Origin of the sequence: Flavobacterium sp. CFS9 (assembly GCF_041154745.1) — a bacterium.
In the GTDB taxonomy this organism is placed as follows: Bacteria; Bacteroidota; Bacteroidia; order Flavobacteriales; family Flavobacteriaceae; genus Flavobacterium.
In genome coordinates this window covers 1,820,975-1,840,910 of the sequence record NZ_AP031573.1, presented here as the reverse complement: position 1 = coordinate 1,840,910, position 19,936 = coordinate 1,820,975, and the positions used below count along the sequence as shown (strand labels likewise).

The window sequence follows — 19,936 nt, the reverse complement described above, 5'->3', positions numbered from 1 at the left end:
GCTTGGATTTATTTTTTAACGCCCCTTAAAAAATAGAAGAAGAGCAAAAACAAAATGAAGATTATGAAAAAACCTACTAACCTAAGATTGATTTTATTAGCTTTGATTTTCTTTCAAAGTTACTTTGTAATTTCTCAGAATCTTAAGTCATTTACTCCGAGATTTGACAAGAGGCTAAAAGGAGACATGTTGCTTATTGGTAATAATATTCTAAATAGAAATACCAATAACAGGAATCCGGAAGATGCCTATAATGGTTCCGGATACAATTCTGATTTCAGTATGGAATATATTGATATCGATAATGACAACAGTACTTTCAGTTCGAGTAGTGCGACTTTAACCGTACCAAAACCGGCTTGTTATAAAATTGTTTATGCAGGTCTGTATTGGGGAGCGATCCTACAGCAAGATGATCGTACAGGCATTGAAAAAGTAAAGCTTAAACTACCATCAGGTGGTTATAATGATATTACAGGGCAGATTGTGTATGATGCTAATGCAGCCCCAATTGGTGGCGACAAAAACAAAGCATATGCCTGTTATGCCGATATTACTTCTTTAGTGACCGCGCAGGCTAATGCTCAGGGTTTGTATACCGTTGCAAATGTTAAGTCCAGTGAAGGTTCTAATGGAGGTACAGGTTTATCAGCAGGTTGGTCTATTTTTATTGTTTATGAAGATCCAACTTTGCCAGCTAAATATATTACATCATTTGATGGTTTTAGCGGAATTGGGGGGGCAACTACTTTAGATATTCCTGTTTCAGGGTTCAAGACCATTCCTACTGGTCCGGTTCGTGTAAAATTTGCTTTCGCTGCTTTAGAGGGTGATCAGCCAATTTCAGGGGATTATCTGCAAATAAACGGAATTCCAATTAGTGCCACAAACGCTTCAAATACATCTATTAGAAGTTCAAATAATTTCTTTAATAGTAGTGTAACTTACGTTGATCCGGCTACGGATAAAACAGATGATTTCTTAAATCGAAACCCCGCCAGTACCAACACTTTGGGGTATGATGCAGGTATTTTGAATATTAATAACCCCGGAACTCTTTTGAGACCGGGAGGTATTGTTATTGATAATAATGAGACTTCGGCAAATATTAGATTAGGAAGTACTCAGGACGTTTACTTTTATTATTTTAATGCATTTGCGGTAGATATTATTGAGCCTCATATTGTACTGACGAAAATTGTTAAAAATTCAGCGGGAACAGATATTGGAGGTCAGAATGTAGTACTGGGACAACAGTTAAATTATGAAATTGGTTTTAGAAACACAGGTAATGATGATGCAAAATCTTTAACCATTAGAGATCAACTGCCAATCAATATTATATTTAATTATCCTGGAGATTTGAACCCGCTTCCAGCTGGTGTAGCGGTACAAAGTTATGATCCTGCAACGAGAAGCATTGTTTTTAAAGTAGACGATTCTGTTGTTAAAGCCAATACTCTAACAGAGAAAGTGATCAGCTTTAAAGTTAAAGTTGTTCCGGATTGTAATTCCTTGAGTGAAGCATGTTCAAATAGTATCGATAACTCAGCATATGCCACTTACAAAGGAACTTTAAATCCTGATTTTCAAATTTCAGATGATCCGAGTGTCAATACCAATACAGGATGTATATTAACTCCAAAAGCGACTAACTTTTTAGTAGGTGTTGATGGTTGTAAGTATACAGCTAATGTTACTTTATGTAAAGACACTGTAGATTTAGTTGCAGCAAACGGATATACAAGTTATACCTGGTATAGTGACGAAGCCCGCACAAAACAAATCGGAACTGGTCAGACACTTACTGTTAAAGATCCGGGAACTTACTATGTATACAATTTGGCTGCGGCACCTTGTAGATCAATTTATCAGGCTATTACAGTAACCAGATTTGGTGCTACAAATACAAACCCTGTAATTCCTTATGCAAAAGCTCCGTATAAAGGTGAGGTTTTAATTTGTCCAAATAATGGAAAAGAGTTACCTAATCTTTTCTTATGTGGTGCAAATGATTCCAGACTAATTGAAACGCATATCTCAGATGGTTCTACTCTTGTTTGGGAAAAACTGGATGAAACAAGCTGTACAGCACCAAGCAGTCCAAATTGTGCCAATGAAGGTACTTCTTGTACTTGGACTCAGGTTGCAACGGGACCAAATTACTTGGCTAAAATTGCCGGGCAATATCGATTAACATTAAACTATGCCGGTGGTTGTTTTAACCGTTTTTATTTTAATGTTTTCACCAATTCATTAAGTCCTACAGAGAAACATACGGATATTATTTGTGGTAAACCAGGTACGATTACAGTAGGAGGAGTTCCTGCAGGATATGAGTACAGTATTAATGGTACAACTTATCAGGCTAGTAATGTATTTAATGTTACTACGGCAGGCTTCTATACAGTATATATTAGACTGGCAGGTGTAACAGGTAACACGTGTATTTTTACAGTTCCGAATATTCAAATCAGACAAAGGAATTTTAACGTAGTACAAGAGGTAACACAACCATTATGTTATGGTGAAAAAGGTAAAATTAAAGTAGCAGTAAACGATGCTAATGCACAATATTATTATAAACTTTATAATAATGGAACTTTATTATCGAATGTTGGACCAGTGCCGGATTCTGAATATACTTTTGATAATTTAAATACAGACCAGAATTATGTCGTGGAAGTTACAACAGATGACGGTTGTAAAGATACTAAGTATATATATGTTGGTAAGGTTTGGAATGAGTATAAAGCGACAGTTGCTTTAGTAGAACCTCTTACTGCATGCAGTGATGGAAAAATCAGAATCACAACAGAAGGAGGTAACTCACCTTACAACTATTTCATAAACAGCGATACCGTTTTTCAAACTAGTAATGAGTTTGTGGTGACAGCTCCGGGACTTTATACGATTAAAATTGTAGATAAAAACAACTGTACCATAGTAAGAACAATTACAGTTCCTGATAATACAAAACCTGCTTATACTATTGATCATACTAATAGTAATTGTTATGACGCGACCTCTCAGATAGAAGTAAAGCTTACAGCTGGAGCAAACGGATACACAATGGGGTATAGTATTAATGGAGGTGTAACTTTTCAGTCTAATCCTGTTTTTTCTAACTTACAGCCGGGAACTTATGATGTAGTGGTAAGATATGGTATAGGAACACCAATTAAATATTGTACAGATCCAGTACAAAAGATAACGATTACAGGACCAACTTCTGCTATTTCGGCTTCTGCCGGAGTTGCTGCTTTGGCCGGATGTACACTACCTGACGGTAGCGGTGCAAACCAGGGAGGAAAACTTCGTATCAATAACGTTCAGGGTGGAACTCCTGCTTATCAATTTAGTTTTGATGGTGGTCTTACATGGCAGGCATCAAATGAAAAAGATGTCATGCCGGGTAACTTTATTTTACAGGTTAAAGATGCTTTAGGCTGTATATTCGAAATTCCTTATCAGGTTACTTTAGATCCTAAACCTGCCGATCCAACAATCACGGTGGCTGATCCAGTTTTTGGTTGTAATGGTATGGCATCAACTACGGTTACGGTTACAAATCCGTCAAACAATTATACTTACGAGTATTATATTAACGGAACGCCTAACACGCCAATTACAAATAATGTCTTTACAAATGTTCCTTCAGGAACACATACTATAAAAGTTAAATATAAAGTTACTACAGTACCTACTTACAGTAACTTATTAACAGAGGATTTTGGCAGAGGACCGGATACAACGACTCCGGGTATTCACCCTAATTATTGCTGGGAAAAACAAGATGCTGTAGCAGATTGTAATGGTTCCGTTTTACTTAATGATGGAGAGTACGTTGTGACTCAGGCTCTATTACCGAGACATCTTAATGATTTCGGATGGAATTTACCTAAAGATAATACAGCGGTTATTAACAATACACCACTAATAAAAGACGGTAGATTCTTAGCTGTTAATGTTGGAGGTGTAGTGCCACCGGGTGGTGTTTTGTATAAGAAAACGATCAATGATGTTATTCCGAATCAGGACATACAGGTATCTCTTTACATGCTTAATTTATTAAGTGCAAGTAATAATAAACCTTCTCCAAGATTAACGATACAACTTCAGAAAAATGGAGTTGCTATACCGGGAGCATCTAAGGATACACAAACGATTCCTAGAGATGAGAAATGGCATAATACAACTGATCTTGGAAGTGGTCAGGTATTAACTTTAAATCCGGGAAATAATACTTCTCTTGACTTTGTTATTTTATCCTATAGTCAGGTGATTGATGGTAATGATCTTGCTGTTGATGATATTTGGGTACGTCAGATTCCGGAAGTTTGTGGAGCTGAGAAAGATTTCCCAGTTGTGATTGGAACAGATAAAGCATTTAAAGCTTCAATTGTAGGTCATAAAGACGTAACCTGTAATGGCGCTAATAATGGAGAAATTACATTATCTGCACAAAATTTTGATGCCACTTATGGTTTTGATTACTCTTTAGATAATGGTGCAACATGGGTAAATTCTAAAACGTCACCAGTTACAGTTAAAAACCTGACGAGTAAAACCTATAATATTTTAATTCGTTATGATGATAAAGCAGGAACTTGTAGTTTCCCATTCGATCAGCCAATAGGTACTCCTGCTGCATTAACAATTACAGCAAGTGTTACAAAAACAGCTACTTGTACTACAGGAGCCACTATTACAGCAGTTGCCGGAGGTGGAACACCGGCCTATCAATATGAATTGAGAGCAGCAGATGGTATTACAGTAATCACTGCATTCCAGAGTTCTGGTGTATTTACAAATGTTCCTACGGGTACCTATACAGTGGTCACTCGTGATGCCTATACATGTTCTTCAAGTGCATCTGCACAGGTTAATGTTGTGGCACCAACAATGCCAACAGCATCTTTAGCAGCTACTAGTGATTATTGTGTTACCGGAACTAAAGGAGCAACTCTTGTTGTTACGGCTACAGGTACAGGAGCTCTAACGTATAGTTTAAATGGTGCACCCGCACAAACCAGCAATACATTTACAAATGTTGGAGCTGGAACACATACTATTACGGTTACTGACAGTAATAATTGTACGGTTACTATAAACGGAATTGTAATTGCTCCTGAGTTAAAAGCAGCAGCTTCTATTACAAAAACATTGGATTGTACAACTCCAAATGCGATGATTAAAGTTGACATTACAGATGGTGTTGCTGCCTATACTTATAAAGTTAAAAAAGATACAGGTGCTTACGGTGCCAGTGTAAATGTTACAGGTAATACTTTTAATTATCCTGCACCAACAGCCGGACTTTATACTTTTGAAATTACAGATTCTAAAGGATGTAAAGCTTATATAGATGCTACAATTAGTCCAATTACAAATCCAACAGTTACTGCTAATCCAACACAAATTACTTGTAATGGTCTTAAAAATGGTAGTGTACAATTAGTTGGAGCGGGAGGTTCAGGCGGATATGAGTACAATTTTAATAATTTAGGGTGGTCTACAACTTCATTATATTCCAGTTTAGATCCAAATATTAGCTATTCTTATCAGGTAAGAGACAGTAAAGGATGTACTTCTGCTGTTGGAAATCTTACTTTAACGCAGCCAACTGCTGTATCTGGAACTATTGGAGCTACTATTATTAAATGTGGTACGCCAAGTACTGTACCTGCAGTAGTTACAGTTACAGGTTCTGGAGGAACGGGTCCTTATACTTACAGTTTCAACGGAACTGCAAACTTTACAACAACGAATACTTATTCAACAACAGCTGCCGGAACAGTTACGGCATATGTTAGAGATACAAATAACTGTCAGTTTGGGCCATTGTCAATTACAATTGGTGCTTTAGAACCAATTACAGATATCACTATTGTTGATAGTGGATATGATTGTTCTACAGTTCCGGCTGGAGGACGTGTAACTTTGACAGCGGTTAAAACTGGAAGTACAGCAAATGTTATCTATCAGATTATTTCTGGTCCTGTCGGATTTAACCCTGCGACAAATACAACCGGAAACTTTACATCACTGACTCCGGGAGATTATATCTTCCAGGCAACTGATACCGCTACTAATTGTTCATTCACAAAAGGACATACCATTAAAGCAACTTCAGATATTATTACAGGAGGTTCAGTACTTACAAGTATTCAATGTTTTGGTTCTACAGGAACTATTGAATTTACTGTAAATGGTGTTAAGGCAAACGGATATGATTATGTTATTAAAAATGCTGCCAATACAATCATTCAGCAAGCAACTGGTGTAAGTGCAGCTACAACTACTGTTGCAGTTCCTACTGCTCAGCCTGTAGGAGCGTATACTATTACTGCAACAGACAGATTAACTAAATGTCAGTCTTCTTATACAGTAACTTTAACGCAGCCAGCCGCAGTTGTTGATGTAACTGCTGTAGCTACTACAGTAAATTGTAACAAATTTACAGCTGAGATTACTGCGACCGGAACAGGAGGGACACCAAACTATACTTATGCGGTAGCAAGACAAGGTGCTCCGGTTCCTACGGTTTATGCTTCAAATAATGTTCTAACAGTTGATACGGTTAACGGTACAGTAGTAAACTGGGTAGTTTATATCAAAGATGCCAATGGCTGTTTGGATAACGTTCTTGTAAAAATTGATGTTGACGCTAAACCGGTTATTACAAGTGTGGCGGTTGACAATCAATGTCAGACAGGATCTGTTTCAAGTTTTACAATTACAGCTAATGCTACGGGATTAGTGCCTTTAACGTATAGTATTGATGGAACTAATTTCCAGACTAGCAATACTTTTACAGTAAGTGCAGGATCTTATACCGTAACAGTAAAAGATAAAAATGGTTGTACAACAGCTGCTGCAGTTCCTGTAGTAGTTTATCCTAAAGTTGGTGCCTTAGCAGAGGTTACTAAAGAATTAGATTGTAGTGCATCTCCAAATGCAACAATTAAAGTTGACATTAGCGGAGGAAAAACTCCATATACCTATACTGTAGCGAAAGGTACAGGAACTCCTGGAGGAGTTATTAATGTTACCGGAACATCGTTTACAATTTCTGTTGCTCCGGCTAACGCTGATACTTATACATTTGCAATTACAGATGCAAACGGATGTACTACTACAACATCTGCTACCGTAGCTCCTATTGCGCCTCCAACAGTATCTGCTGTAAAAGTAGATGCTTCATGTAATGGTTCTGCAACAGGTACGGTTCAGTTGACAGGTGCTAATGGTTCAGGAGGATATACCTATAGTAAAGACAATGTTACCTTTGCAGCGGCTTCATTATTTGAAAATCTGGCAGCAGGTAACTACACTTTCTATGTAAAAGACAGTAAAGGATGTACAGGAAGCGTTAATGTTACAATAGGGGAACCTACAGAATTAAAAGCAAGCGCTGCTGCTACCAACTTTACGTGTAGTGTTACTAATACTAAACAATCTGCGACTGTTACTATTACAGCAACAGACGGTACAGCTCCTTATACCTATAGTTTTAACGGAAGTGGATATACTGCTGCGAGTACGTTAACAATAAACGATAACGGTGCAGATCAAATTATTAGCTATTCTGTTAAAGATGCTAAAGGATGTACCACTGCGGTTCAAACAATTACCATTAAGAAATTAGATCCTCCTGTTATTGTTTCAATATCAGGTAGTGCAATTCTATGCTCACCAGCTGCAAGTACGACCAGTACAGTAACTGTTACAACAACAAATGGAGTAGGAGCTTTAGCTTATGTTATTACAGCACCGGCTTCTGCAACTTCAAACGTAACAGGTGCTACAACTGGAGTATTTACAGGATTAGTGGCAGACACTTATACTTTTAAAGTAACAGATGTAAACGGATGTTTTGCTATTCAGTCTTATACAGTACTTCCATTAACTCCTATCGCAGTTGCTGAATCAAAATTAAGCGATGTTTTATGTAAAGGAGGAAATACCGGTTCTGCAAAATTCAGTATTTCCGGATTTAGTGCGACAGGAAATTATGCAGTAGCAGTAACATCTACTCCTGCAGGATTACCATATACAACTGTAACGACAGGAGATGTGATTACCTTAAACGGATTAGTTGCGGGTACTTACAACCTTGAAGTAACAGATAATACAACAAATTGTAAGGCAAACAAATCAGTAACGATTACAGAGCCAGTAAATCAATTAGGAGGAACGCTTACAATTGTAAATGCTAATTGTAATGTTCCAAATGCGCAGGTAACGGTTAATGCTACTGGTGGAACGCCAACATATTCTTATGCATTTGTACATAATAATGTGGCTCCTGTATCGACAGATTATAAATCAAGTAACACAGCTAATCTTGATCCGGCTACTCCAGATTGGGACGTTTGGGTAAAAGATGCAAATGGTTGTGTATTTAAATTAGACGCAGCAATTATTAAAGATGCAGTTCCGGATGTTACAGCTTCGGTTACTAACCAATGTACCTCTACGGGAACTTCATTTATTATCAAAGCTGTGGGAACAGGAGGTATTGCTCCTTTAACCTACTCTATTAGTAGTGGTGTTGCACCATCTCCTGCAGATACTTTTACAGTAACGTCACCTGGTACTTATGTGATTACTGTAAAAGATGCGAATAACTGTACAGATACGGTAACCGTAACAGTAAATTCTGTTTTAACAGCCAGTGCAGTTTTAGTGAAAGATATTACTTGTGCAGCTTCTGTTAATGCAACAATAACAGTTAATGCCGGAGGAGGTTTAGCACCTTACACTTATTTAGTTTCTACTGATGGTGTAACTTTCGGAACATCTCCTGGTTTGATCGGAAATACATTTACAACAAATACTGCTGGAGACTATTATTTCCAGGTAACTGATGCTAACGGATGTATAAAAATAACGAATAAAGTTACCGTATCATCGCCACAAACAGTAACGGGAACTGCTGTAAAAGTTGATCCTACTTGTAACGGTTATACAGATGGTTCTATTACATTGACAGCTACAGCGGGACTTTCTCCATTTACATACAGTATTGATGGCGGTACTACTTTTGTAGCGACAAATATTTTTGGAGGATTAGCTTCCGGAACGTATACTTATGTAGTAAAAGATGCTAAAGGATGTACTTCAGTACCTGCAACAGTTACTTTGGTTAATCCTGCTCCAATTGCTGTTAACATAGTACGTAATGCTATTTTATGTAATTTAAATACGCCTGGTAGTTTTGACGTTAATGTAACATCAGGAGGAACAGCTCCGTATGTATACACCTTATACGATAATACATTTACACAAATAGATACTTACACGGAGACCGGTACTCCTGTAACTGCAGTTCATAAATTTCCAAACTTAACCTTTGGAGATTATTATATTACTGTTGTTGATGCAAATGGTTGTGAATACAGAAGTGGTAAATTAAGAATTGAAACACCTCCTTACTTAAAGATGAGTGCTGTAGCAGATTCAAATAATTGTGCTACAGGTGTGAATGTTACAGTAACTACTACAGGTGGTACACCAGATTACAAATACTCTATTTTTGGACAGCCTTTAACAGAAAGCGCTGCACAAACGAGCCCTACTTATACTTTTGTTGGTTTAAAACATGGAACTACATACTTTTTGCAAGTAAAAGATGTTAATAATTGTATTTCTATTTTAGAATTTACAACACCTAATCCACCATCAAGTATAAAAATTACAGGAACAACTGTAACAGATGTTACTTGTAATGGAACTTCAACTGGAATATTGACATTTACGGTTAGTGATTTTGATCCATCAATTACTACAGTAAATTATGAAGTATTAAATGCTTTAACCTTGTTACCGGTTTCACCGGCAATTAATAGCACATTAACTGGTCCATTAGGCGGCCCGGTTTCTGGAACTATTTCAACATTGAAAGCAGGAAATTATGTTTTAAGAGTTACTGAGGCGGGAGGAACACTTTGTTCGACTACATTTAGTTTTACAGTGTCACAGCCGGTTCAACCGCTTAAAACAACAATTACAAAAAATGTAAATGCTACTTGTAATGTTGGTGCACAAGTTACGCTAACTACTATTGGAGGTACAGGACCTTATGAGTACGCAGCAGGAGCACCTGGATTTATGCCAACAACTTTTGGAAGCAGTAATGTTTTAGTTTTAGATTATACTACCAGAACAAATTGGGATATTGTTGTAAAAGATGCAAAAGGATGTATAGACAGAGTTAATACAACAATTGGCCTTGATCCTAGTCCGGTTATTGCATTATCAGTTGTTGATAAATGTGTAGCTGAAGGAGCCTATGTGGTTAGAGTTTCTCTTACTACAGCAGGAATCTCTCCTTATGAAATTAGTGTAAACGGCGGAGTATATGCACCTGTTGCTATTACAACAGCGGTACCATATGATGTAACGGGTCTTAATTCAGGATTAAATACAATCAAAATTAAAGATGCAAATGGATGTATTGATACTAAATCAATTACTATAGATAAACCATTGGGTGTAACACCAGTGATAACAACATTGCCAACTTGTGCCAACAACGATGGAGTTATAACATTAACATCAATTGGTGGTGCAGGACCATTTACTTATAGTATTGCACCTCCTGTTGGAACTGTTGTCGGGAATGTTATTTCAGGAGTTCCTGCCGGAGCTTACACCATTACGATTACAGATACAAATACTTTATGTACAGCAACAGCTCCAGTTGAGCTTTCTGCACCAACACCGGTAGATTTTGATGCTGTAGTAACAAATGTTTCTTGTAATGGAGGAAGCAACGGAACTATTACCGTAAACTTAGCTGCGGGAAGTGATAACCCGGTTTATACCTATTCTATTTTACCTGTTCCTGTAGGATTAGGACAAACAGATAATGTATTCTCAAATCTTCCTGCGGGCACTTATTCAATTACAGTGTTTTCAGGCAGAGGATGTTCGGCGTCTAAACCGTTTACGGTAGGTCAGCCGCTTAAACTAGACGCTACTGCTGCTGTTACAGATTACGCTTGTAATGCAAGTAATGTTGCGCAGCCGGCTGTGGTAACAGTAAATGTTACAGCTGGTACAGGAACCGGACCTTATAAATATAATTTTGATGGTTCTGCTAACTATTTTGACGCTAATACGCTAACAGTATTGGATAATGGTGCAGTACAGACTATTCACTATTATGTAAAAGATGCTAACGGATGTTTATTTGATGATACAGTAACGGTTAATCCATACAAAAAAATTACTGATTTAACTTTTACCGGAGCAGCAATTACTTGTAACGATCCTGCGACAAGTATTACAGTTACAGTATCAGGTGGATATGCTATTAATAAGTATGAAATCGTTTCACCAATTGCAAATGCGGTTAATAACGGAACGGTGAATGTTTTCAATGGCTTATTACCAGGCACCTATGTTTTCAAAGTAACAGATGCTAATGGATGTTCATTCCAAAAATCATTGACAATAAAACCAGTAACCAATATTACAGTTTCTGGTCAATTAATAAAAGATGTAAGTTGTAACGAAATAGCAGCAACACCTAACGGTTCTGTTGAGTTTACCGTAGGTAATTTTGCAGCAAATTATACGTACTCTATCAACGGAGTTGCGGTTGCGGGAACACATACGAATCCTAAAGTTACACTTACTAATTTAGCAGTAGGGAACTATAAAATAGATGTTGTTGACGTAGCTACTGGTTGTGTTGCAACAGCAAATGTGGATGTTAGTGAACCGGCTACACCATTAATATTAACATTAGTCTCTAATTTTAATGCGAATTGTAATTTTGGTGCGAGAGTAAGCGTTGTAGGTTCAGGAGGAACTCCTGGTTATACTTACGCTTACGCTGAGAGCCCAACAGCACCAACAGCAGGAGCTTACAAAGCTAGTCCAAGTGCAGTTTTAGATCCATCTAAAGTTTGGATTGCTTATGTAAAAGATGCAAACGGATGTATTGCTCAGTTACCATTAACTATTACGACAGATCCTCTGCCAACAATTGACCCAATTACGGGTGTTTGTTACGATGGCTCTCCGGTAAATGTTACTTTGGTAGGTCATGGAGTTGGTCCATTAACTTACAGTATTGGTAATGGATTTAAAACTAGTCCTGACTTTGTGCTTAACGCACCGGGTTCATACACTTTCTATGTGAGAGATGCTAACGGTTGTGATGCGGTTACTCCATACGTTTACCAATTGGATCAGAAATTATTATTAGACGCTGTACTTCAGGATTTAACTTGTGCGGCTCCTAATATGGCGACTGTTACATTAACAGCTACGCAAGGATCTACTGTGTATACTAACTATGAGGTTTCATTTAATGGAGGTGGTTTTACACCAACTACATCTCCATACACAACTAACATTGCAGGAACTTATACTTTTAGAGTTACAGATAGTAAAAACTGTCAGTCAGTTTCAAAACCTGTAGTCGTAAATCCTATAGTGATGCCTACTATAGCTACTTCGGAATTCAACGTAAGTTGTAATGGAGGCAGCAACGGAAGTATTACAATTACTGCCGGCAGCGGACTTGCTCCTTACGAATATAGTATTGATGGTACAACCTATCAGGCATCAAATATTTTCGGTACATTAGGTCAAGGTAGTTATACGGTATATGTAAGAGATGCTAAGAAATGTGTGGTTAGTAAAACAGTTTCTATTACAGAGCCAACTATTTTAAATGTTGTTGCTGCAGTTACTCCATTTGGATGTAGCGTAACTAATGCACCACAGGATGCTGTAGTAACTTTAACCGCTACTAATGGTACACCAGGATATAAATATAGTTTTGATAATGGTGTTACTTTTGGAGATGCTTCAACATTAAATGTAAGCACTATAACGGCTCCTAAAACAGTATTCTACGTGGTAATTGATGCTAACGGATGTAGAGTTTCAGGAAATGTAATTGTAAGTCCTTATACTCCGCCAACAGATATGGATATTACGGCAACACCAATTTATTGTAATACGGCTGGAGGAGTTTCTACTGCTACAGTAAACACAGTAACAGGTGGTGTAGGTCCTTACAAATACGAAATAGTTTCACCGGCAACGGCTGTTACGAATAATGCAACTGGTATTTTCCCTGGATTATTACCGGATACGTATCAAATTAAAGTGACCGATGCTAATGGCTGTAGTACAACAAAAGCTATCGTAATTAAAGAATCTGATAAAATTAAAGCTACTACTCAGTTAGTAACGGATGTATTATGTAATGGAGGAAGCACTGGTACAGCATCATTTGTAGTAAGCAATTATATTACGCCTGCTGATTATATCTATTCATTGGCACCGGTTGCCGGAACAGCAACTAAAACAGGTGATGCTATAAGCTACACTGGTTTAGCTGCAGGTAAGTATACATTTACAGTAGTAGACAGAATTTCAGGATGTCAGGATCAGATTGTTGATTTTGAGATTAAAGAGCCTTCAATTTTAGATTTTACATCTACTGCTACAAATACAAATTGTAACAATAAAACTGCCGAAATAACCATTACAGTAACCGGAGGTACTCCTGCATATCGTTATGCTGTTGTTGTTTCAGGAGCACCAGCTCCTACGGCTTTTGGAACAAATAATGTTATTACCGTTGATACTAACAATGGTGCAAATAGAAATTGGGATGTTTATGTACAAGATCTTAACGGATGTCCGTTGATGAAAACTCAAACTATTGTGGAAGATTTATTACCAACAACTCCGTCAGTGGCACCATTTAGCCAATGTCCGGATCCATTAAACGGAACGTATACGTTTACGATTACAGGAGTTACAGGTAAAGCGCCAATCGAGTATAGTATTGGTAGTGGATTCCAATCCAGCCCAACATTTACAGTAAATACATCTGGTACTTATGATGTAACTGTAAAAGATGGAAATGGTTGCGAAGTGAAAACGACAGCAGTAGTTAATATTTTACCAGCTCTGACTTTAGATGTTGAGATCACAGCTTTACCAGACTGTAATACAAATAACGGAGCTATTAAAGCTACAGCTTCAGGAGGTGCAACCCCTGCGAATTATAGCTATAGCCTAAACGGAAACTTTGGACAGACATCAGGAATATTTACTAATATTGGTCCTGGAAACCATACAATTACAGTAACAGATGTGACTACAGGTTGTACCAGAACCGTTAAATTTGAAATTAAAGCTGCGACTCCAATTAAAGGATTTACTTTAGCACACACAGATGTTACTTGTAATACATTTACTAATGGAACGATTACTGCAACTATTGATGAAACAGGTGGTAATGACAACCCAATTTACTATTACAGTATCACAGCGGGACCAGTTCTTAGACCTAATCAAACTTCAAACGTGTTCACAGGATTGCCAAAAGGTCAATATACAGTAACCGTTACATCTGGAAGAGGCTGTAAAGATTTAGAAGATGTTGAAATTCTTGAACCAGCTCCAATTGTTGTTTCTAATGTTGTATTTACTCAGTTTGGTTGTACAGCAGGAACAAATACAAATACAAATGCGACAATTACAGTAAACACTGTAACTGGAGGATCTGGTAAGTATACTTTATATCAATTCATGAAAAATGGAGTGGAAGTTCAAAACAGTACTTCAAATACTTATACCGTATTTGATCTTACAGGAGGAATTTATACTGTAAATGTTTTCGACGATAAAGGTTGTGTTGGATCATCGACAGCGGTAATCGATATTAAGCCTTTTATTAGTCTGGACGATGTTACAGTAACAGTAGATAAAGAGATTACTTGTGTAAACAATGAGGACATTACTGTTAAAGCTGTTGTAACTGGTGGTACACCAACACCGACTCAAATAGTTTACAGTATTAAGGGAATAGGCGGAAGTACTTTTACAGATACTAGCACAACAGGAGTGTTTACAGCATTACCAATTGGTAACTATTTAATTACAGTTGAAAATTCGTTAACGGGATGTAAAATTGAGAAAGCCCATTATGTAATTAACCCGAATACATTTGAAATTAAAGCTACTCCGGTAGTAGCTGAAGTTTGTTTTGGAACTGCTGATGGAAGTGTGAACCTCACTTTTGTTGATAACCAAAAAGTTCCAACTGATGATGCAGGTATATTTGATTACACGATTACAGGTCCAGTAAATGTTCCATTAACTCGTTCAGCGGGTGCTGGTCCGATCCCTGTTACAGGTCTTCGTGCAGGTCAGTATACGGTAAACGCTACTTTAGTAGGTAAACCATATTGTTCAGTTTCAACTATTTTCTCAATAGGGCAGCCTACTGCTGATTTAGTGGTGACAACAACAAAATCTGAAATCACTTGTGTGGCAGGTAATAATGATGGAGAAATTTCAGCTACTGCAACAGGTGGATGGGATACGAATTACGAATATGAGTTAGTATTAAACGGAGCAGTTATTGCAAATAATACTGACGGTAATTTTACAGGATTATCTGCGGGTAATTACACAGTTAATGTTAAAGATGGTAAAGGATGTAAGGCATCAGCAGTACAATCATTGAAGATTCCTGATCCAATTGTGGTTACTGCAACAGCAACTGCTTCAGTGTTACCATGTTTTGGAGACAGATCTGGAATAATTACAGTAAACCCTCCAACAGGTGGTCAGGGAAGTAACTATATGTACACCTTGAATATGTTGTCAGAGAATCCGGTTGTTTCATCTGGTCCGCAAAGTAATCCTGTTTTCACAGGCTTACCGGCAGGAACTTATAGTATCACAGTTACGGATGGATTCACATGTTCTGCAACATCAGCAAATGTTGTAATTACAGAACCAACAGAAGTAGTACCAAATTTAGTGTTGGCATCTACTCAAACCTGTAACACACAATCAACGCTTACATTGAGCGCAACTGGAGGTTCAGGACCATATACATATAGTACCGATAAAACTTTTGCAACCACTATTGGTTCATTTGCAACTTCAGTTACCTTCCCGGTACCAGTTGGTAAATACCAGTATTATGTGAGAGATACTAAAGGTTGTGTGGCGAAAATTTCGAATGAAGTTAAAATCGATCCATTAGAACCATTAGAAATAGAGTTGGATGTGACCAATGCTGTAGTAAAATGTATGGGAGAAGCTACAGGAGTTATTGTAGCAAATGCAAAAGGTGGTTTAGGAAACTATATTTATACTTTAGAGAATAATGCAGGTGCTGTGGTTAGACCGGCACAGCCTACTGGTAGATTTGAAGACTTGCCAATTGGTACTTATGTTGTAAAAGTAGCTAGTGGAGATTGTCCTGCGACATCAGGTGCTATCGAAATTAAACAGCCAACGACAGCTATTCAGGCTACGTTTACGCCAACTAATGTTTCTTGTTTTGGAGAAAGCAACGGTCAGATTGTAGTTGCTGCATCAGGTGGTACAGGAATTATTAAATATGCAATATCACCGGATTTAGATCAGTTTGATGTTAAAACCACTTTTGATAAACTGGCACCTGGTAAATACACTGTTATAGCTCAGGATGAAAACGGTTGTTATGTTATCGATGAAATCGAAATCACACAGCCTAAACCGCTAATCGTAACAGAACTTCCAAATTCTATGATTCCGGAAGTTTGTAAAGGAGATAAAGACGGAGCATTCAGTATTGAAATTAAAGGAGGTACAGCACCATATAGCGTAAGTCTTGACAATAAAAAAGGAACTTACACGCAGGGTACGGCAACTCAAACGGTATTTGATTTTACTAATCTTTCAGGAGGAGTTCATACAGTTTACGTTAAGGATGCTCAGGGATGTGAAAATGAATTTGTAGAAAACATGCCTTTACCGGTTGTTCTTGATCCAACTGTGGAAGTCAATTACGATTGTGTGAACAATACACAATCTAACATGGTAACAGTTTCAGTAGATGAAAGCAATACAGATCTTTCAGAAGTAGATTACTCACTGGATAGTGATGTAGGACCTTGGCAGGCAGCTAATATCTTTACTAATGTTGCTCCTGGTAAACACTATATTGTAGCGAGACATACGAATGGATGTAAAAAGGAAACTGCAAGTTTTGAAATCAGAGCTTATGAGAAGTTAACAATCGCTGAGTCTGCAGAAAAACCTGAAATGAACATCATTTCAGTAACAGCAGCCGGAGGAGCGCCTGCTTACGAGTACAGCTTCAACGGAGAACCGTTTACTTCTTCTAACAAATACAAAATCTATAAAACAGGAGATTATGTAGTAGTGGTAAGAGACCAAAACGGATGTACAGCAACTATTACAGTTCATGCCGTTTATGTGGATGTGTGTCTTGACAACTACTTTACTCCAAACGGAGATGGCGTTTATGATACTTGGGGTCCTGGTTGTACAAACATTTACAATAACCTTGAATTCTCAATCTTCGACAGATATGGTCGTGTAATTGCTAAATACCGTTACGGACAAAAATGGGACGGTAGATACAATGGTGCCGAATTACCATCAGGAGATTACTGGTATGTTCTTAAATTGAATGACGAGAAAGATGCACGTGAGTTTGTAGGACATTTCACCTTATACAGATAACAAAATAAGAGCCCCTAATGATGTTATCTAAAAAAATTATTACAATGAAAAAGTTTATTTTATCTTTAGTACTCATGGCTGTAACAACTAGTTACAGCCAAGAGTTAAACCTACCGGTTTTTACACAGTATTTAGCGGATAATCCTTTTGTTATTTCTCCGGCCTTTGCCGGTATCGGGGATAACCTTAGAATTAGAGCCAATGGACTTACCCAATGGGTAGGGATTAAAGACGCACCGGATAACCAGTCGCTTTATGCCGATTTTAGAATTTTGGATCGTTCAGGAGTGGGTATCAATGTGTACAATGATAAGAATGGATATACGCGTCAGACAGGAGCCAAGATCTCTTTTGCGCACCATATCATCCTGGATTATTATTCAAAACAATATCTGTCTTTTGGACTTTCGTACAACTTTAATAGTTTCCGTATTGATATTGACGAATTCAATAACACCATCGAGCATCCTATTTTAGATCCAAGTGTAACCGATAACCGATATACCGCAAACAGTAACTTCGATATTAGTGCTTTGTACCGTAACAAATCATTTTATATCAGTTTTAATGCGAATAACGTACTAAAGAAAAACACCAACAAATACAGAGGAGTAGAGCCTAGTTTACTTTCCAATTATCAGGTATATTCCGGATTTGTTTTTAAAGACGGAGAAAATAGCCGTATCGAATACGAGCCATCAATTTACTACCAGTATTTTGCAAGTGATAAACGTTCTACAACCGATTTTAACTTCAAGTACAGACGTTACAACCGTTACGAGGATTATTACTGGATTGGAGTTTCTTACCGTTTCCTAAACGATCAATTCCCAAAACCATTATCTGTTGGACCAATGGTAGGTTTTATGAAATCTAAATTCTACTTTGGATATTCGTATCAGGTAATGTTTAACAATTTAGGGAATTACAACACAGGGACACACTCGGTAACCATTGGTTTCGATTTCTTACAATCGATTAGTAACTGTCCTTGTACACAAAGTCCGGTTCACGACTAAGTAAACATTTTTAGTGTTTTTAAAGTTAATTTGTTTTTTTTCATAAATTATATCGTTTTCGCTGTTACAGCGGGTTTATTTTTATATTTTTCAAATTTGTTGCAACCCTAAAAGTTCTATATTTGTTTTTCTATCAGAAAAAATTAAAAAATTATCAAATGAAAACTCTAAACGATTTCGACTTTAAAAATAAAAAAGCAATTATCCGTGTGGACTTCAATGTGCCATTGGATGAAAACTTTAATGTAACGGATGCTACACGTATCGAAGCGGCAAAACCAACTATCGATGCCATTTTAGCACAAGGAGGAAGTGTAATTTTAATGTCACATTTAGGCAGACCAAAAGGAGCAGAAGATAAATATTCGTTAAAGCACATTTTAAAAACAGCTTTTGAAATTTTAGGAGTTCAGGTAAAGTTTGCTGAAAACTGTGTTGGAGAAGCTGCAAAAACAGCCGCTGCAAATTTACAGCCTGGAGAAGTTTTATTACTTGAAAATTTACGTTTTCACGCTGAGGAAGAAGCAGGAGATGTTGCTTTTGCAAAAGAATTAGCATCATTAGGAGATATCTATGTAAACGATGCTTTTGGAACAGCACACAGAGCACATGCTTCAACCACAATTATTGCCCAGTTTTTTCCAACTGAAAAATGCTTTGGAACCTTATTGGCAAAAGAAATAGAAAGTTTAAATAAAGTACTTAAAAATAGCGAAAAACCGGTAACAGCCGTTCTTGGAGGTTCAAAAGTATCTTCAAAAATTACCGTTATCGAAAACATCTTAGACAAAGTAGATCACATGATCATCGGTGGTGGAATGACATTTACATTCGTTAAAGCATTGGGTGGTAAAATTGGAGAATCTATTTGTGAAGATGACAAACAGGATTTAGCACTTGAAATTTTGAGACTAGCCAAAGAAAAAGGAGTTCAGGTTCACATTCCCGTTGATGTAATTGCAGCAGATAGTTTTTCTAATACTGCAAATACTCAGGAAGTAGATGTAAACGCAATTCCTGACGGATGGCAGGGTCTTGACGCAGGTCCTAAATCATTAGAAAACTTTAAAAAAGTAATTCTGGATTCCAAAACAATCTTATGGAACGGTCCATTAGGAGTTTTCGAAATGGAGTCATTTGCTAAAGGAACAATCGCTTTAGGTGATTATATTGCTGAAGCTACAAAGAATGGCGCCTTCTCATTAGTGGGTGGCGGAGATTCTGTTGCAGCAGTAAAACAGTTCGGTTTTGAAGATAAAATGAGTTATGTTTCTACCGGAGGTGGAGCTATGCTTGAAATGTTAGAAGGTAAAATTTTACCTGGAATCGCCGCGATTTTGGATTAAAAAATCACAATTAACATTTTTTTACATAGTTTTCTTCAATAA

General features: G+C 37.3%; 3 protein-coding genes. All 3 read left to right on the top strand.

Features of this window, described 5'->3' with window-relative positions:
- The first annotated feature begins 63 nt into the window (after window positions 1-63).
- The 3 genes from ACAM30_RS08090 (at window position 64) to pgk (ending at window position 19,894) form a co-directional block, all read left to right on the top strand.
- Window positions 64-17,529: a T9SS type B sorting domain-containing protein gene (locus tag ACAM30_RS08090; protein WP_369618031.1), complete on the top strand. Its 17,466-nt coding sequence runs from the start codon at window positions 64-66 to the stop codon at window positions 17,527-17,529.
- Between the two features lie 44 nt (window positions 17,530-17,573).
- Window positions 17,574-18,548: a type IX secretion system membrane protein PorP/SprF gene (locus ACAM30_RS08085; RefSeq protein ID WP_369618030.1), complete on the top strand. Its 975-nt coding sequence runs from the start codon at window positions 17,574-17,576 to the stop codon at window positions 18,546-18,548.
- A 158-nt stretch (window positions 18,549-18,706) separates the two neighbouring features.
- The gene (gene pgk, locus ACAM30_RS08080; RefSeq protein ID WP_369618029.1) at window positions 18,707-19,894 is read left to right on the top strand and encodes a phosphoglycerate kinase; all 1,188 of its coding nucleotides are present in this window, start codon (window positions 18,707-18,709) and stop codon (window positions 19,892-19,894) included.
- Window positions 19,895-19,936: the final 42 nt, after the last annotated feature.